Source organism: Streptomyces sp. NPDC050164 (assembly GCF_044459945.1).
In the GTDB taxonomy this organism is placed as follows: Bacteria; Actinomycetota; Actinomycetes; order Streptomycetales; family Streptomycetaceae; genus Streptomyces; species Streptomyces coeruleorubidus_A.
The window spans coordinates 141,330-158,000 of sequence record NZ_JBITJK010000011.1; the positions used below are offsets into that span (position 1 = coordinate 141,330).

General features: G+C 72.6%; 14 protein-coding genes. 7 read left to right on the plus strand and 7 right to left on the minus strand.

The genetic code is table 11. The features are described 5' to 3' along the window. Positions 1 to 55 precede the first annotated feature (55 nt). From ACIBNA_RS18020 to ACIBNA_RS18040, 5 genes are read left to right on the plus strand one after another with little or no spacing between them, the layout of a single operon-like run. Positions 56 to 1,144 carry a serine/threonine-protein kinase gene (locus ACIBNA_RS18020; protein ID WP_399166165.1) on the plus strand — a complete coding sequence of 363 codons (1,089 nt, stop codon included), beginning with the start codon at positions 56 to 58 and terminating at the stop codon, positions 1,142 to 1,144. Further along, on the plus strand, positions 1,141 to 2,409 hold the full coding sequence (locus tag ACIBNA_RS18025) for a hypothetical protein (protein WP_399166166.1): 1,269 nt from the start codon (positions 1,141 to 1,143) through the stop codon (positions 2,407 to 2,409). The genes ACIBNA_RS18020 and ACIBNA_RS18025 overlap by 4 nt, the downstream gene beginning before the upstream one ends. Then, on the plus strand, positions 2,406 to 2,924 hold the full coding sequence (locus ACIBNA_RS18030; RefSeq protein ID WP_399166167.1) for a hypothetical protein: 519 nt from the start codon (positions 2,406 to 2,408) through the stop codon (positions 2,922 to 2,924). Before ACIBNA_RS18025 ends, ACIBNA_RS18030 begins: the two co-directional genes overlap by 4 nt. 21 nt (positions 2,925 to 2,945) lie before the next feature. After that, positions 2,946 to 5,450: an Hsp70 family protein gene (locus tag ACIBNA_RS18035; protein WP_399166168.1), complete on the plus strand. Its 2,505-nt coding sequence runs from the start codon at positions 2,946 to 2,948 to the stop codon at positions 5,448 to 5,450. A 31-nt stretch (positions 5,451 to 5,481) separates the two neighbouring features. Beyond that, positions 5,482 to 6,480, plus strand: a complete 999-nt coding sequence (locus tag ACIBNA_RS18040; protein WP_399166169.1) for a tetratricopeptide repeat protein — start codon at positions 5,482 to 5,484, stop codon at positions 6,478 to 6,480. 5 nt (positions 6,481 to 6,485) lie between these two features. On the opposite strand, the gene ACIBNA_RS18045 is transcribed toward ACIBNA_RS18040, so the two are convergent. From ACIBNA_RS18045 to ACIBNA_RS18055, 3 genes are all read right to left on the minus strand, one after another. Further along, entirely contained in the window at positions 6,486 to 8,153 is a 1,668-nt protein-coding gene (locus tag ACIBNA_RS18045) for a hypothetical protein (RefSeq protein ID WP_399166170.1), read from the minus strand. Between the two features lie 2 nt (positions 8,154 to 8,155). Further along, a complete protein-coding gene (locus ACIBNA_RS18050) occupies positions 8,156 to 8,977 on the minus strand; it encodes an FHA domain-containing protein (RefSeq protein ID WP_399166171.1) in 822 nt (273 codons plus the stop codon). 173 nt (positions 8,978 to 9,150) lie between these two features. Beyond that, a complete protein-coding gene (locus ACIBNA_RS18055; RefSeq protein ID WP_399166172.1) occupies positions 9,151 to 11,127 on the minus strand; it encodes a serine/threonine-protein kinase in 1,977 nt (658 codons plus the stop codon). A 294-nt stretch (positions 11,128 to 11,421) separates the two neighbouring features. On the opposite strand from ACIBNA_RS18055, the gene ACIBNA_RS18060 reads away from it, so the two are divergent. Continuing rightward, positions 11,422 to 12,060 (plus strand): hypothetical protein, encoded by a 639-nt coding sequence (locus ACIBNA_RS18060; protein ID WP_399166173.1) that lies wholly within the window; start codon positions 11,422 to 11,424, stop codon positions 12,058 to 12,060. A 5-nt stretch (positions 12,061 to 12,065) separates the two neighbouring features. Here the strand turns inward: ACIBNA_RS18060 and ACIBNA_RS18065 are convergent, their stop codons facing one another. Together ACIBNA_RS18065 and ACIBNA_RS18070 are read right to left on the minus strand one after the other, a co-directional pair. Beyond that, a complete protein-coding gene (locus tag ACIBNA_RS18065; protein ID WP_399166174.1) occupies positions 12,066 to 12,611 on the minus strand; it encodes a DUF488 family protein in 546 nt (181 codons plus the stop codon). Positions 12,612 to 12,712: 101 nt separating this feature from the next. Continuing rightward, positions 12,713 to 13,627: an SDR family NAD(P)-dependent oxidoreductase gene (locus ACIBNA_RS18070; RefSeq protein WP_399166175.1), complete on the minus strand. Its 915-nt coding sequence runs from the start codon at positions 13,625 to 13,627 to the stop codon at positions 12,713 to 12,715. A 149-nt stretch (positions 13,628 to 13,776) separates the two neighbouring features. Here ACIBNA_RS18070 and ACIBNA_RS18075 point away from each other — a divergent pair, with 149 nt between their 5' ends. Continuing rightward, positions 13,777 to 14,643: a helix-turn-helix transcriptional regulator gene (locus ACIBNA_RS18075; protein ID WP_399166176.1), complete on the plus strand. Its 867-nt coding sequence runs from the start codon at positions 13,777 to 13,779 to the stop codon at positions 14,641 to 14,643. Between the two features lie 28 nt (positions 14,644 to 14,671). On the opposite strand, the gene ACIBNA_RS18080 is transcribed toward ACIBNA_RS18075, so the two are convergent. Together ACIBNA_RS18080 and ACIBNA_RS18085 are read right to left on the minus strand one after the other, a co-directional pair. Continuing rightward, positions 14,672 to 16,201, minus strand: coding sequence for a helix-turn-helix domain-containing protein (locus ACIBNA_RS18080; protein WP_399166177.1), 1,530 nt, complete (start codon positions 16,199 to 16,201; stop codon positions 14,672 to 14,674). Between the two features lie 84 nt (positions 16,202 to 16,285). Beyond that, complete coding sequence (locus tag ACIBNA_RS18085) at positions 16,286 to 16,486, minus strand: DUF4236 domain-containing protein (protein ID WP_359188469.1); 201 nt, start codon at positions 16,484 to 16,486, stop codon at positions 16,286 to 16,288. Between the last annotated feature and the right edge of the window lie 185 nt (positions 16,487 to 16,671).

Genomic DNA, 16,671 nt, shown 5'->3' on the forward strand with positions numbered 1-16,671 from the left:
GAGTGGACCGGCGACGTCGCGGGTGGTTTCACCGGTGGGGAAGGTGCGTGAGCCCGTGCTCGACCGCACGCAGGACACGGCGACGGGCGTGGGCAGCGCCCTGCTCCGGCAGGGGCAGCGGATCAACTCGGCGCTCGTCGTGGACCGCCGGCTGGGGGAGGGCGCCTTCGCCGAGGTCTACCGGGTGCGGCACCACATCCTCGGCTGGCAGGCCCTGAAGCTGTTCAAGCACGTGGCCTCGCTGGAGGCGACGTCCCGGATGCTCGACGAGGCCCGGATCCTGTCCACCCTGGGCCACCCCAACATCATCCGGGTGTTCGACGCCGGCACCGTTCAGACCTCCGAGGGCGTGCGCGGCTACATCACCATGGAGTACGTGGCGGGCGGCAGCCTGGAGCGGCTGATGGAGTCCCACTCGGGCGTCGTGCCCGTCGGCGAGGTGACCGCCGTGCTCCGCCAGGCCGCCGAGGGACTCGCCGTCGCCCACGAGCGGCCGCACCCCATCGTCCACCGCGACCTGTCCCTGGCCAACGTGCTCATCACCTACGACGAGACCGGGCTGCGCGTGAAGGTGAGCGACTTCGGCCTGGCCAAGGAGACCGACCCGGGCACCATGGCGGCCAGCGCCCAGGGCACCGTCGCCTACATGCCGCCCGAGGTGCTGCGCCGCGGCAAGGGCTACGGATGCCCGGGGGACGTCTGGGCGCTGGGCACCATCGTGTACTTCCTGCTCACCGGGCACTTCCCGTACGACGGCGGCGACCCGGTGCAGTCCTTCTCCCTGGAGCGGTTCACCCGGCCGTTGCAGCCGCCCCGCGCCTTCAACGACGACGTGGGACCCGAGCTGGACCGGCTGGTCACCGACATGCTGCGGATCGACCCGGCCGAGCGGCCCGCCACCGCCCGTGACGTCGCCGACCGCGCGGCCGGCCTGTGCCCGGCGCCCGGAACCGAAGCCGCCGGTACGGCCGAGCCGGCCGAGTCCGCCGACGCACTGGTCCGGGAGGCCACCGCGCTCTCCCGGGTGCCCGGCAGGCTCGGCGAGGCCGCCGACCTGCTGGAGGAGACCATCAGCCGCTACCCGCTGCTGCGGGAGCGGCATCTGACACGACTCATGACCTGGCGCCGGGGGGTGATCATGTGACCACGCCGGTAAGGGAGTTCGACCGTTTCGAGGAACTGGCGGGCACACAGCTGTACCGCAGGAACGTCTTCGCCGTCACCGGCCTGCCCACCCGCGCGAGCGGACCGGCCGTGCGGCGGCAGCGGCAGAAGGTGGAGGCTCGGCTGGCCGTCGAGGACAGCTGGCCCGGAGCCCCGGAAGTGGCCCCGCCCGGCGGCTACGGCAAGGACGAGGTACGGGCCGCCTTCGAGGGCCTCCAGGACCCGCGGCGGCGCATGGTCGACGAGCTGCTGTGGCTGTGGGGGCCATCGGACTCCGGCTGTGACTGCGACCCGGACGTGCACCAATGGCACGACGCCGCCGTGCTGCTGCACGCCCGGGTGCTGGAGGCGGAGACCGGGCGGTCCCGGCTGCCCGTCGAGCTGCGGGCGTCCATGTGGGAGAACGTGGTGTCCGCCTGGGGCCACCTGCTGGCGGACGGGGCGCTGCGGCAGCACGTCCGGCACCGGATCCGGGCGCTCGGCGACCCCCGGCTCGACGAGGACGCGGCCGACGACCTCCTGGCCCGGCTGCCGCGGCTGCTCGCGTCCCCCTTCCCCCGGCTCTTCGCCGACCAGGCCACCGCGAACCGCCTGACGTTCGTCTGCTCGGCCTGGACCGGGTTCCCGCCCTTCGCCGGACTGTTCGCCGAGCTGTTCGAGCGCGCGGTGGAAGAGGCGTACGAGAAGATCCACGGCGACCTGCTGACGGCGGAGCGGGAGCGCGAGGCACACCACTACCGCGAGGCGTTCCTGCTCCTGCGCGACCGGGTCGTGCCCGGCTTCGAGGACGTGGCGCCGCTCAGACCGTTCGTCTCCGACTGGCGCTACGACGAGATCGCCCACATCGTCGCCGTCGGGCTGAACAACCTCGCGGTGGAGCTCCTCGGCATCTCCGTGCACCGCCCGCCGAGCGCCTCGCGGCGCGAGGAGATGCTCTGGCTCGCGGAGAAGGCGTACGAGATCGGCCCGGACCGTGACTCGGACGGGCTGAAGGAGAACTGGGAGACGATCTACGAGCACCTCACGGGCACCGGCCGCCGCCCCGCGCGGGCCAGGCCGTTCCCCTGGAGGGCGTTCCTCCTGGTGCTCGTGTTCGTCGGCGGCGCGCTCAGCTATCTGATCGAAGCCTTCGGCTTCCTCCCCGTGCTCTTCATCGGAGTCGCCGTTCTCGGTGTCGTCGGCTACATCGTGCGGTTCCTGGCGTGGCTGGCGGACGGCGTGCGCAGCGGACGGAGAAGAAAATGAGCTTCCATTCCCGTCGGGGCAACAGGACCGGCCGGGTGCGCGCCGCCCTCGGCCAGTTGCGCCACCCGCCCGAGTTCCGCGTCCCGCCGCCGTTCCTCGACACCGGCCAGGCCGACTGGGTCGCGGACGTACTCGCCGACGTCGGGACGGCCACGGAGGAACCCGCTCCGCAGGGCGCGGACGCCGGCACGCTGCTCGCCGCCGCCACCGGCCTCTGGCGCGCCCAGCGCAAGCTGAACCAGTGCGCCGGCGAACTGTCGGCCGCGGACCTCAGACAGGTGCGCCGCTACGTCCAGGCCGGCCGGCAGGCACTCGCCGACGGCGGACTGGAGATCCAGGAACACGACGGCGCGCCCTTCGACCCGGGCCAGTCCCTCGAAGTCCTCGCCTTCCAGGACGAACCCGGCCTGACCCACGAGGTGGTGCTGGAGACCCTGCGGCCCACCGTCTACTACCGCGGCGAGCGGATCCAGATGGGGCAGGTCGTCGTCGGCCGGCCCGCACCCGGCATGTGAACGACCAAGGAGACGACCCCCATGCGCGAGACCATCGACTTCGGCATCGACCTCGGCACCACCAACAGCGCCATCGCGGTGGCGGACGACGACGGCGTACGCGTCATCAAGAACAACGACGGCTGGGACTACACCCCGTCCGCCGTGTGGATGCCCAAGCCGGACGTGATCCACGTGGGCCGCCGCGCCCGCGAGCGCACCGACACCCAGCCCGACGACGCCCACGCTGAGTTCAAGCTGGAGATGGGCGTGGCCGGATACCACCGGCGGTTCGCCCGCGCGGGGCTGTCCCTCACCCCCGAGCAGCTCTCCGCCGAGGTGCTCAAGTCCCTGCGCCAGGACGCCGCGCACGACACCGGCAGCCCGCCGGAGGCGGCCGTGATCACGGTGCCCGCCTCCTTCGCGCTGCACCAGAACAGCGCCACGTCCGCCGCCGCGGCCCTCGCCGGGCTCGGCGAGCACTGCCCCCTGGTCCAGGAGCCGACCGCCGCGGCCATCGCGTACGGCGTGCAGGACGCCTCGGAGTCCACCCACTGGATGGTGTTCGACCTGGGCGGCGGCACCTTCGACGCGGCCGTGATGAGCAAGCGCGACGGTGAACTGCAACTGCTCCAGCACGCCGGCGACCCGCGCCTGGGCGGCAAACTCATCGACTGGGCCATCGTGGAGGACCTGCTCGTCCCCGCCGTCCGGCGTGACCTCGGGCTGCCGGACTTCGCCCGGCGCACCCCGCGCTGGCGGGCCAACTTCGCCAAGCTCAAACTGGCCGCGGAGGACGCCAAGATCGAGCTGTCCCGGCGCGGCGCCTACGACATCGTCCTCGACCTCGCCGACGGCGAAGGCGGCACGACGCCCTTCGAGTTCACCCTCACCCGGGGCGCCCTCGACGACCTCGCCCAGCCCTTCTACGCCCGCGCGGTCAAGCTCTGCCGGGACGCCCTCGCGGAGAGCTCGCTGCGGCCCGACCACATCGACCGGCTGCTGCTCGTCGGCGGGGCGACCCTCGCCCCGGGGCTGCGCGACCTGCTGGCCGATCCCGTGGAGGGCCTTGGCATCCAGCTCGACCACACCCAGGACCCGACCACCGTGGTGGCGCGCGGGGCCGCCGTCTTCGCCCGTACGGTGCGGATGCCGAGCAAGCCGCGCACGGCGGCGCCGGGCGAGTTCACCGTGGAACTCCACTACGAACCCCAGTCCCTGGAGACCACCGGCATCCCCGTCTCCGGCCGGATCAGCGGCGGCACCGCCGTGCCCGACTGGACCCGGTACACCGTCACCCTCACCAACCCCGACGGCCACCCGCCCTTCCGGGGACCGCAGACCACACTCACCCCCGACGGCGCCTTCTACACCGAGGTGACCATCGACTCCGGCAGCCGGTCCCGGTTCACCGTGGAACTCTCCGACGGCACCGGCACCCGGCAGCGGCTCGCCCCGGACACCCTGTCGATCACCCACGCCCAGGTGCTGCCCGGCGACGCCGTGCTCACCAGCACGCTCGGCATCGGCAAGGCCGACGGCTCCTTCGCGCCGATGCTGCGCAAGGGCACCGCCCTGCCGACCTCCATCACGAAGACGTTCGAGACGTCCATCCCGCTGCGCCGCTCCCAGCCGGACGCCGTCATCCGCATCCCGCTGCTGGAGGGCGAACGCCGGCGCGCCGACCGCAACACCCGGGTCGGGCTGCTGGAGATCCGGCCCCGGGACGTCCGCTTCGACCTGCCCGCGCAGACGCCCGTCGAGGTGACCTTCGAGATCAACGCCACGAACCGGGAAGTCACCGTCACCGCCGACATCCCCGTCGCCGACGCCCAGTTCGAGGCGGCCATCGACCGCTCCCAGCTGGTGGCGCCCACGCACGACGAACTGGTCGACCGGCTGCACGACCTGGAGCAGCGCACGCACGCCCTGCGGGAACGCGCCGAGGAGGTGCACTCCGAGCAGGCACTGACCCAGCTCGACGACCTGTCCGACGACAAGGCCTTCGTCCATCTGCGCAAGGAGGTCGACGCGGCGGCCGTCGACACGGGTGCGGCCGGTACGAGCGACCGGCGCATCCGGGACCTGGAGTCCCAGCTCGACGACGTAGAGGAGGCCATCGACATCCCCGGCCTCCAGCACGAGCTGTGGGACCTCCTCAACAACTGCGAGGACCTCATCGAACAGACCGGCGGCGGACCGGCCGAACGCCGCGAACTGGAGAACCTCCGCACCCGCGCGACCAGCGCCGGCGAGGACGGCAGCCCGGCCGGGCTGCGCCGGCTCGCCGACCGGGTGCGGGACTTCCAGGTCGATCTGCTGCGCCGCAGCGACCAGTGGGACTTCCTCGTCTTCCACTCCCTCGTCGAACTGCGCGACGAGATGACCTCCCGCGCCCAGGCGGACGCCGCGATCGCCGACGGCCGCCGAGCCGTCGCCGCGGGCGACCGCACGGCCCTGTCCGCCGTCAACCAGCGTTTGCGCCGCCTGCTCCCTCCGGGGGTCTCGGAGGAGCGGCGGATCGGCGGGGTGCAGGAGAGCCGGTGAGCCGGGGGAGCGGGGCCGGAAGGGAGGCGACATGCGGGGAACGGGCACGGACGGGCGGACCGACGGCATGAGAGACCAGGCCGGCGCGGAGAGCGACACCGCGCTCGACGTCGTGCTGCTCGTGTCGCGGGCCCGGGGGCTCGCCCGGGCCGGGGAACTGGGCGGTGCCCTACGGCTGTTGCGGGAGGCCGAGACCACGGAACTCGGCGCGCACCGGGACGTGCTGGACCTGCGGGCGCGGGTGCACGCGCAGCGCGGGGAGAGGGCCGAGGCGGCTCAGTGCTGGCAGCGGGTCCTGGCGCGGCACCCGGAGGACCCGGCGGCCAGAGCGGGACTCGCCCGGCTCGGCCGTACGGGACCGGTGGCCGCGCTCGGCCGTCATCGCGCCCGTACGGCCCTGGTCGCGGCGGCGTGCGTGGTGACCGCCGTCGTGGCCGGCGTGGTCACCACCCCGGACGAACCACGCACCGCCAGAGCGGACACCGACCGTGCGGGCACCGACCGTGCGGCGGGAGCGCAGAGCCCCGGCGCGAGCGCCACGGCGGGAAGCGGCCGGCCGGACCCCGGCGACGCGGCCACCGGCGCGAGCGGCACCGAGGGCGCCGGGCAGGAAGGGGACCCGGCCGCCGCCCGTCGTGCCGCCGCGCTCGCCCACGACCTGCGCGCCCCCGGACTGCGCGTCACCGTGCACGGCGACACGGTCGAAGTCGCCTTCACCGAGGGGCTGTTCTCCGAAGGCGCTCAGCTCACCCCGGCCGGAGCCCGGCAACTGGCCCTGCTCGGTGAGCGGCTGGGCGGACGGCACCTGGCCGTCACCGTGCACGGCCACGCGGCCACCGTCCCCGGCGCCCCGCGCAGCGGCGGTTCCGTCGTCGCGCTGTGGCGCGCCCTGGTCGCCGCCCGCGAACTCAGCGCCGCGAGCGGCGAACCCCTCACGGCGTACACGACGGACAGCGCCGACCAGCGCGACGCCCCCCACCCGGACCCGGCCCGCAACCGCACGGTCAGCCTCGTCATCTCACCCGAGTGACGGTTCTAGCCGCCGAAGAACACCACGACCAGCCCGACGATGACCAGCACCGCCACCCACGCCCACACCTTGGCGGCGATGGGGGACTCCCCGTAGTAGATCTCCTCCAGATGCGTCCGCAAGCTCTTGCGCGGCGGCCGCACACCGTACGAGGTCCCGTACTGCAGCCCCATCTTCCGCGCCTGGTCGAGCAGCAGCCTGTTCGCGGTGATGCGCACCCGTGTCTCCTGGGTCGTGCAGAAATCCTCGGCCAGGTCCAGCAGCCGGAGACCGCGACTGCTCTCACCGGGCGCCAGGGCGATCGCACAGTTGTTGAACAGGATCGCGGCGGAGTCGCTGAGCCGGTCGACGGCCTCCGGGATGTCGGGAAGCCCTGCGAGCGCGCCCCGGCGCAGGCGGCGCAGCTCGTGCAGCAGCGGCGTGGCGGCCTCCAGGGTGCCCGCCGCACCGTCCGCGTCGTTCCGGTCGAGTTGCCGCGCGGCCGTCTCCAGCGCCTTCACGACCGGATCGAAGGCCGGCTTGGCCTTGTCGAACCAGACCCCGGCATCGTCCAGCCGCGCACGGTTCTGCTCGATCGTCCGCCGCGTCCCCTCGTACGGCTTCAGCCGCAGCGCCAGGTCCAGCAGGTCGAAGCTCTCCCGGACGGGCGGGGCCGTGTCCGAGGCAGGGGACAGGGCCACCGCGCAGTTGTTGAGCAACAGGGCGGTGGTGTCTGAGAGTTGGCCCACGCCCAGCGACATCCCGAAGTCGGCGAAGGCGTCGAGCCGCTCCACGACCGGGACGACCCGGGCGCGCAGTGACCCGGCCGCGGCGGTCGCGGCGGTCTTGCGGTCGCGTTCCGAGAAGGCGCCGGCGAGTTTCTCCCCCGTCTCGCGCAGCTCGCTCTCCGCCGACTCGTACAACGGAGTCAACTGCTCCTCCAGCGCCTCCCCGAGCACGCCCCGCCCGGTCCAGGTCCACTGCGTGCAGTACCGGGCCAGCCGGGCCGGGTCCTGCGTGCGCGCGGCCAGACCGGCGACGGCCGAGACCAGCACGCGGCGCACCTCGGCCTCGAGCACCGTCACCGCGGTCTCGGTCAGCCGCTTGTCGTCGAGCGCGGCGACCCGGTGCCGCAGATGCGCCCAGACCGCCCGCTGCCCGAGCAGCTTGCGCCACAGCCGCGCCGCGGTCTGCCAGTACCCGTCCTGCGGCCGCTCGGCGTGGCGCTGCGGTCCGCCGCGTCCCTTCTTCTTCCCGGCCGGACGTTTCGGCCCACCCACGGCCCGGCGTCGCGGCGCCTCGCCGCCCCCCGACTCCGCGTCGAGCGCCCGGGCATGCGCCCGGACCGCCTCGTCGTGCTGCCGGTGCAGCTCCGGCTCGCACGGGCAGGCGGCGTCCGGAGCGTCCCAGAACCAGAACAGCTCGTCGACGATCCGGCGCTGCGGATGGTCGAGCACCTCGAAGGCCGTGCGCAGTTCCTCCGGCCCGGCTTCGCAGGGCAGCCGCAGCTCACCGGCGGGACCGACGGCGACCCCGGCCTTCGCGGCCGTGGCGATCTGCTGCCGGCGCCGGACGATCGTACGGCGGGCCGCGCAGGTGCTCGCCCCGGTTACCCGGAAGGCGTTGCGGCGGTAGAGCTCCGGGCCGCTCAGCTCCCGCAGCCGTTCCCGGACGACAGGCGCGTCACCGCCCATGGCTACGGCTGCCCCGCGGGCGACCCGTCGTGGAGTCCAGGGGCGTCGGGGTCGTCTGGGGTGTCGTCCATCAGGTTGAGGTCCGGCGGCACCAGCGTCGTCGACTCGACGAGCCCCTTGAGCAGGTTGTGCAGCAGGGTGTTGTCGTAGGGCCGCCGCTCCTCGCTCTTGTCGTGCACCAGCGGGTACTTGAAGCCGGTGCCGTGCAGCCGGTGGCGTACCACCTCGATGCGGTGCTCGATCCTGCGTTCCGTCCAGTTGCCGTCCGGACGCAGATGGACGAGCTGCCGGGCGGCCATGGAGTACGTCAGGGGCCGCGGGTCCTCCTCGTACAGCAGGTACCGCTGGCCGAGGACGACCAGCAGCAGCCGTTCGTCGTCGTCGAGCGCCCAGGTCTCCGGCCGCAGCGTCTCGGCCCGGCGGCGCGACACCGGCCCCTGGTCGTCGTGGTCGGCCACGTACAGCTCGATCAGGTGCTCGCGGTAGCCGGAGCCCTTCACGAACAGCGGCGTGTAGCCGGTGGTGAGGGGGACCGGCTCGGTGGTGGTGTGCATCATCCGGCCGCGCGGCAGGCGCATCAGCTGCCGCCCGGTGTTGCGCAGCCACCACTGCCCGTGCAGGTACGTCAGCTCCCCGTGCCGGCGGCTCACCCGCAGGTCGTCCACGCCGACCTCCAGGTCCACGTCCGGCCGCTCGCCCCGTCCGAAGCGGACGGTCAGTCCCGGACGCGGCGGGGCGCACAGGTCAGCGGTGACCGTGCGCGCGTGCAGGGTTCCGGGCGCGGTGGGCGCGACACCGCGCGCGAGGCTGGCGGAGAAGGTCATCGCTGGTCTCCTCGGTGCGTGGGCGTGCGACTCGTACGGAATCGGCACGGTGCGGCCCCGGCGCGGGCGGGCCCTGCCGGACGTGTCCGTCAGCATGGGCCGACCTGCTCGGGACCCCTCCCCGTGGCCTGCGGGCCGCCCCCACGACCGGTTGCCCGCCGGTGCGCGGGGTGTCAGCGGGCGCGCAGCTTCGCGGCCGCGGAGGCGGCGAGCTCGGTGGTCAGGTGGCACAGTTCGCCGATGGGCCGCTGCCCGCCGACGTGCAGCCGCAGCATCTCGACGGCCGTCTCGGCGTCACGGCCGCCGTACTCGCGGTACGGGACGAAGACCGTGCAGGTGTCGTCGCCGTTGCCCTCCGGCTCGACGACGGCGTCGTAGCCGCTGAGCCGGACGACGCGGCCGTCCCGCGCGGACTTGGGCTCGTCGCGGAAGAAGGCGATCTCCGCCTCCAGATCGTCGACGTCGCTGAACCACTCGCAGTCCCAGTCCGCGACACCGGCCTCCGGCACGTCGGCCTTGATGCCGGGGACGACGGACAGCGCCTCGGCGTCGAGCAGCGCGCAGGCGCTCGTCCAGACCAGCGAGGCGGCCGGGTAGGGCGGGGAACGGCGGGGGAGCGGGCCGCGGTTGAGGATCTCGGCGGCGCTGCGGGCGGCGGTGTCGGCGACCGCGCACAGCGCCGCGGCACCGCCCGCCACCGTGCCGTGACCCACGTCGACACGGACCCCTACGAACATGTCGCCGCCGGTGTTGTCTCCGCTGCTGCCGCCGCTGCCGGCCGCGTCCCGGGACAGCAACAGCCCGCACTCGCCCTGCTTCGGCGGTGCCTCCCGGACGGCGATGCCCCCGATGGTCCGCACGGGGTCCGACGCCTCGGGCGGCGAGCCCCTGCGCAGCTGGACCGACACGTCGATACGGGACCTGTCGTCCGGGTGGACGAGCACGTCGCAGCGGTCGAAGTTGCCGTAGTCGACGTCGACCTCGCTCTTCCCGAACCGGTCGAGCGCGTCGGGGCCGGCCATGGCGCACACGTCGGCGGTGCGCGGATCACCGATCAGGGCCCGTGTCCCCCCGTTCGAGGAGTCCTTCGGCAGCTGCCTCCCGGCTGACCCACGCGTGCCGTTCCCGCCGCCACCGCGCTCGTCACCGTTCCCGGGAAGGGCGACGAGACTCAGGACGATCGCGACGCCGACGCCGAGGGCAGCCGCGAGCAGGACACGGCGTCGCCGCCGCGGGCGCCCGCCGCCGGGCGCGGCGGGCCGGCCGTCCGGGTCCGCCGTCCCGTGGTCCGCCACGGCCGCCAGAAGCCGTCCGGCCTCGGCCGCGTCGGGGCGTTGCCGCGGGTCGCGCCGCAGCATGGCGCCGAGCACGGGGTGGAGCGGGCCCACGGCCTCGGTGTCCATCTCGACGACGCATTGCTCGGCCTTCCAGTACGCCAGCCGGTCCTGGTCCTCCCCGGCGGCCCGTGCCTCGTCACCGTCCGCCTCCGGCTCCCCGCCGCGCGGCGGGGAACCGGTGACCAGGGCGTAGAGGGTGGCACCCAGGCAGAACACGTCGGAGGCGGGCCGGGGGACGTTCCCCCGGGCCAGCTCGGGGGCGGCGTAGTCCGGGGTGAAGCTGTAGGGCCCGTTGGCCGTGATGGTCTCGCTGCCGCCGGCCCGGTAGGCGGCACCGAAGTCCAGCAGCTTCGCGGCGCCGCGCCGGGTGAGGCCGACGTTGGCGGGCTTGACGTCGCAGTGGACGATGCCCGCCTCGTGCAACGCGGCGAGCGCGTCGGCGAGTTGGGCCCCGATCCGGGCCACGCGCTCGGGGCTCATGGGCGGTTGCCGGTCGAGGCCGCCGCCGGGCACGTACTCCATGACGAACCAGTAGGTCTCGCCCACGTCCCCGCCCGCGTCCTCGTCCGGCGGCACCGTGACGACGTCGAACAGCGTCACGACATGGGGATGATCACGGAACTTGGCCAGGGCGCGCGGCTCGCCCAGCAGCCGCCGCACCGCGGTCTCGCGGTCGCCCTCCACCCGCTCCGGCTTCAGCGCGACGTCCTGCCCCACCACCGTGTCGTGGGCCAGCCACACGTCGCCGCCGCGGCCTGCGCCGATGACCTCCTTGAGGACATAGCGGCCGGCGAACTCGTCTCCGGGACGCACGTTCTTCTCCCCCTCGCATCGGCCCAGAACGCGCGCAACACCCACGCGCGCGTGAGGCGAACCTACTGCGTACAGGAGACGTTACTCACAGTCTTCCCAGAGCCTCCATCAGCCGCACGCATGCGCCCCTCCCGCCCGGGGCCCGTGCAGAGCACCTACGTCACCCTGTAGCGTGCCGGTGACATTCGGGACGAACCCGTAGCAGGTGTGCAGGGCAACGTATGCGGGGGGTGACGGGTCGTAGTGGGTGCAAGGGCTGAAGCCCGCGCATTCACACGAAAACATGGGGGAAACATGCACGTCCGTACCCGAGGCATCCGCACCACCGTGGCCGCGCTGGCGGCCGCCGCCGGTGTCGCCGCAGCCGCCGTCCCGGCCGCTGCCGCCACCGCCCCTGCTTCCACCACCACTCCGGCATCCGCCACCCCCCGGTTCCTGGAGCCGGCCGAGCTGCCGCCGCACCCGACCTCGCCCTGGTACGCCGGACCGGTCACCGCCGGTCAGCCGGATCCGCTGCCGGTCTGCGTCGGCGAGGCCCTGCCGTCCATCGCCACCCACCGCTCGTTCGGGACCGAGTTCGAGACCAGCGCCCAGCAGATCACGGTCGTGGAGCGCGACGTACAGCGGGCCAAGGACTTCGCGGCGCTGCTGCGCAAGGACCTCGCCGGCTGCGCGAAGAAGCTGATGGAGCGGGACCCCGACATCACGGCGACGCAGAAGTACTACGGCCGGCTGAACGTCGAGGAGGGCGCCCATGTCTACGGTCTCCACACCGCTTCGGCGTGGGGTTCCTCCGACATCGGCCTGTTCTCGGTCGGCCGCGACGGCAGGACCGTGACGATCGTCCTGTGGGGCCAGATGGGCAACTTCCAGCACGCCCAGGTCTCCGACTTCAAGACCACCACCGTCACGGCGGTCAACAAGCTGTACTGACGGGCTCAGCCGCGGGCAGGGCTTCCGCGTCCGTCGTAGACGAGAAGCCCGTCGTCGCGCAGTCGCCCGCCGGGCGTCGGTGTATGGGTGCTGAGGCGCCCGTCGTGCATGAGGTGGCGGGCGGGTACGTCGCGGGCGAGTACCGAGAAGTCGGCGATCAGCCGGCGGTGGCAGCGCCACCAGACCGCCTCGCTGCACATCACGGCGGTGCGGCCGTGCGCGGCCTCGCGCAGCACCCGGTCCATCGCGGTGACGAACTCGGGGGAGCGGGTGTGGGCGGCGTAACCGCGGAAGGAGGCGTTGCGCCAGACGATGTCCGGGCTGTCCACGGGAGGTGTGCGGAACCCGCCCAGGGCGGGTTCCCACCGGTAGGCGATGCCGCGGTCCGGCATCCACTCGGCGAGCCGCCGCCGCGACAGATCGGGGTCGCGGCGGCTGCCGGGGGCGGTCCGCACGTCCACGACGGCCGTGACGCCGGCCTGACGCAGCAGATCGGCGATCCGGTCCCGATCGGCGGTGCTGTGCCCGAAGGTCAGCAAAAGCGCGTCCACACCACCGGACTATCCCGTTCTCGCGGACCCACACGAGAGAAGGGGCCGAGCTGCCCCACCCGCCGCCGCGCACCGAGGAGGACCGGTGACCGGGTGGCTGCTCACGCCGCGGTGAGCCGTTCGGCGGCATCCCAGAGTTCGCCTTCACGCCGTGGGTCGTAGGACTCCTCCGACGAGCGGTCCACACGGCTGCGGTCGACGTAGGAGCCGGTCGGCGCCTGGAGCGTGCCGAGGACGATGTCGGCGAGGTAGCGGCCCGCGGCGTTGCGGCTGGTGGCGAACGGGGTGAGGGCCATCACCGGCAGGATGCGCCGCATCGCGAACCGGGAGACGGGGCCGGCGTTGCGGGCCAGGCCCGTGCCGGGGACGAAGCCCGGGTTGTAGGCGACGGCGTCGATCCCGACCGGAAGGCGGCGCGCGTACTCGTGCACGAGGTAGATGGCGGCCAGCTTGCTCGTCGAGTACGCGGTGCGCCCGGCGACCACGGTGTCCGGGTCGGGGAAGGCGCCGGTGCGGGCGAGGACGTCCGGGGACTTCCAGGCCGGGCCGGGCACCATGCCCATGGTGTGCTTGAAGTCGCCGAAGTGGGTGTCGCTGGCGGTGATCACGATCCGGGCGGGGGCGGCGAAGCGGTCCTGGAGCAGGCGGACGAACAGGTGGTTGGCGAGCACGTTGACCGTGAAGGTGGACTCCAAGCCGTCGGGTGTCCCGGTGAGCGCGTTCGTGTACTGCGTGCCCGCGTTGCCCACGAAGCCGCGCAGCGGCGGGAGGTCACCGCGATCGAGCCGGTCACGGATCTCGCCGGCGGCCGAGCGGACGCTGCCCAGCGAGCCGAGGTCCGCCGGGACGTGCGAGACCTTGTGCCCGCCCGTGGCGAGTTCCGCGGCGAGCTGCGCGCCGGAGAATCCGCGGGCGACAACCAGGAGGTGCACGCCCGGCGACCGGCGCAGGATGTGCCTTGCGGCGACGTGGCCGATCCCGCGACTCGCGCCCGTCATCACGAGGGTGTGCTTCATGGAAGGCTCCTTCACAGGTCAGCCGATGGCATCCGGCCCGGGCACACCTCCACGTTCACCGCACGCGCCACCGCCGACCAGTGCCGTCCCCGTCACCAGGACTGGCAGTACCCAGGCTCATCTCGGTCCGCGCGGCGAGAATGACCCTCATGGCTTCCTCCCGCTCACCTTTCGGCGCCCTCGTGCGCGCCTGGCGAGACCGCCTCGCTCCGGCCGACGCCGGCTTCGCCGTGACGGACGGCCGTCGTGCCCCGGGACTGCGCCGCGAGGAGCTCGCACAACTGGCCGGGCTCTCCGTCGACTACGTCCTGCGGCTGGAACAGGGACGCGCGAAGAACCCCTCGGCCCAGGTCGTCGGCGCCCTCGCACGGGCCCTTCAGCTCTCCCGTGCCGAGCGCGACCAGCTGTACCGAAGCGCCGGGCTCCTGCCGCCGCAGGACGGGACGGTCAGCACCCATGTGCCCCCGGGCATCCAACGGCTCGCCGCGCGACTGGGCGACGTCCCGATCGGCGTGTTCAGCGCGGACTGGACGCTGGTGTGGTGGAACACCATGTGGAGCGCCGTGTTCGGCGACGCCGCCGTCGTCCCGCCCGCCGAACGGAACCTCGCCCGTGCGCTCTTCGGCGACGGCGTCGCACACGCCGCGATGCCGCCCGTCCGATCCGAGCGCGGACCGGGCGTCTTCGAGGCGTCGATCGTCGCCGACCTCAAGGACGCGGTGTCCCGCTATCCCGGGGACGCCCAGCTCGATCGTCTCGTACGGGAACTGCGAGGCGTGTCCGAGGCCTTCGCCCATCACTGGGCCACGCAGACGACCGCCGCCCAGCACACCAGCGACCGCAAGACCATCCGGCATCCGGAGATCGGCGACATCCAGCTCGACTGCGACGTCCTCATCGTTCCCGGCGCCGACCTGCGCATGGTCACCTACACGGCAGCGGCCGCAAGCAGCGACGCGGGGAAGCTGGACCTTCTTCGCGTCGCAGCCGGCCAGAGCGCCGTCGCGCTCCCCTGAGCGCGACGGCTGGGTGGTCTCCCCGAGTCTAGATGTCCCGGAACGTCTCGATCTGCGCCCCGATCGAGTTCAGCCGCTCCGCCAGGTCCTCGTAACCCCGGTTGATGACATACACGTTGCGCAGCACCGACGTGCCCTCGGCCGCCATCATCGCCAGGAGGACGACCACGGCGGGGCGCAGGGCGGGCGGGCACATCATCTCGGCGGCGCGCCAGCGGGTCGGGCCCTCGACCAGGACGCGGTGCGGGTCGAGGAGCTGGAGGCGGCCGCCGAGGCGGTTCAGGTCCGTCAGGTAGATCGCGCGGTTGTCGTAGACCCAGTCGTGGATGAGGGTCTTGCCCTGGGCGACCGCCGCGATGGCCGCGAAGAACGGGACGTTGTCGATGTTCAGGCCGGGGAACGGCATGGGGTGGATCTTGTCGATCGGCGCCTCCAGCTTGGAGGGCCGGACGGTGAGGTCGACCAGCCGGGTGCGGCCGTTGTCGGCGAAGTACTCGGGCGTGCGGTCGTGGTCGAGGCCCATCTCCTCCAGCACGGCCAGCTCGATCTCCAGGAACTCGATCGGCACCCGACGCACCGTCAGCTCCGACTCGGTGACCACGGCCGCCGCGACCAGGCTCATCGCCTCGACCGGGTCCTCGGAGGGGGAGTAGTCCACGTCGACGTCGATGGTCGGCACGCCGTGCACCGTGAGCGTGGTGGTGCCGATGCCGTCGACCTTGACGCCGAGGGCCTCCAGGAAGAAGCACAGGTCCTGGACCATGTAGTTGGAGGACGCGTTGCGGATGACGGTGATGCCGTCGTGCCGGGCGGCGGCGAGCAGCGCGTTCTCGGTCACCGTGTCGCCGCGCTCGGTCAGCACGATCGGACGGTCGGGGCGGACCGAGCGGTCCACCACGGCGTGGTACTGGCCCTCGGTGGCGGCGATGTCCAGACCGAACCGGCGCAGCGCGATCATGTGCGGCTCGACCGTGCGCGTGCCGAGGTCGCAGCCGCCGGCGTAGGGCAGCTTGAAGTGGTCCATGCGGTGCAGCAGCGGACCGAGGAACATGATGATGGAGCGGGTGCGGCGGGCCGCGTCCGCGTCGATCGACGCCAGGTCCAGCTCGGCCGACGGCACGATCTCCAGGTCGACACCGTCGTTGATCCACCGGGTGCGCACGCCGATCGAGCCCAGCACCTCCAGGAGGCGGTACACCTCCTCGATACGGGCGACGCGGCGCAGCACCGTGCGCCCCTGGTTGAGCAGTGAGGCGCACAGCAGTGCGACACACGCGTTCTTGCTCGTCTTGACGTCGATGGCGCCGGAGAGCCGGCGACCGCCGACGACCCGCAGGTGCATCGGACCGGCGTAGCCGAGGGACACGATCTCGCTGTCGAGGGCCTCCCCGATGCGCGCGATCATCTCAAGGCTGATGTTCTGGTTGCCGCGCTCGATCCGGTTCACGGCACTCTGGCTGGTTCCGAGTGCCTCGGCCAGCTGCGACTGGGTCCAGCCCCGGTGCTGACGGGCGTCACGGATGAGCTTGCCGATGCGTACGAGGTAGTCGTCTGCCATGCGGTTGAGGTTATCTCAGATATGAGATGGTGCCCGACCGGGGGGTCCGTTCGGGTGACGGGAAGTCAATCGTCCCTGGTGGCTTCAGGGTCGGCGAGTGGTGCGCGTACGTCGCCACCCGAAAGGTCCGGGCAAATCCATCGATGTCGTACGACGTCCCGTACTGCTGCGGGTGTAACGCGGGCCGTTCTTTCCGCCGCCGGTCGTGATGGACCAGGAGCGCTTGTTGATGTTCAGACGCACCCCCGGAAGGATCCGGAAACTCTTGCGGAACGTGAGTGGCATGCCTGTCTCCTCTCCGTTCGTGGCGTGGATACCTGGTTCGGATACCCCGGAGAGGGGCGCGTATGACCGCATGGCGGACGCCGGGGCATGACCAACCGGCCTCGGTGTACTAGAGTTATCTCGACATCGAGATATCTGCCGAGGAGCACCGCAGCCGCCACCCCGGTAAGGCTCACCTAACTTAG

Coding starts and splice junctions, on each gene's coding strand:
- ACIBNA_RS18070 (WP_399166175.1), bottom strand. CDS start 13,627: ATGAAGCACACCCTCGTGATGACGGGCGCGAGTCGCGGGATCGGCCAC.
- ACIBNA_RS18075 (WP_399166176.1), top strand. CDS start 13,777: ATGGCTTCCTCCCGCTCACCTTTCGGCGCCCTCGTGCGCGCCTGGCGA.
- ACIBNA_RS18085 (WP_359188469.1), bottom strand. CDS start 16,486: ATGCCACTCACGTTCCGCAAGAGTTTCCGGATCCTTCCGGGGGTGCGT.
- ACIBNA_RS18030 (WP_399166167.1), top strand. CDS start 2,406: ATGAGCTTCCATTCCCGTCGGGGCAACAGGACCGGCCGGGTGCGCGCC.
- ACIBNA_RS18060 (WP_399166173.1), top strand. CDS start 11,422: ATGCACGTCCGTACCCGAGGCATCCGCACCACCGTGGCCGCGCTGGCG.
- ACIBNA_RS18035 (WP_399166168.1), top strand. CDS start 2,946: ATGCGCGAGACCATCGACTTCGGCATCGACCTCGGCACCACCAACAGC.
- ACIBNA_RS18080 (WP_399166177.1), bottom strand. CDS start 16,201: ATGGCAGACGACTACCTCGTACGCATCGGCAAGCTCATCCGTGACGCC.
- ACIBNA_RS18045 (WP_399166170.1), bottom strand. CDS start 8,153: ATGGGCGGTGACGCGCCTGTCGTCCGGGAACGGCTGCGGGAGCTGAGC.
- ACIBNA_RS18050 (WP_399166171.1), bottom strand. CDS start 8,977: ATGACCTTCTCCGCCAGCCTCGCGCGCGGTGTCGCGCCCACCGCGCCC.
- ACIBNA_RS18040 (WP_399166169.1), top strand. CDS start 5,482: ATGCGGGGAACGGGCACGGACGGGCGGACCGACGGCATGAGAGACCAG.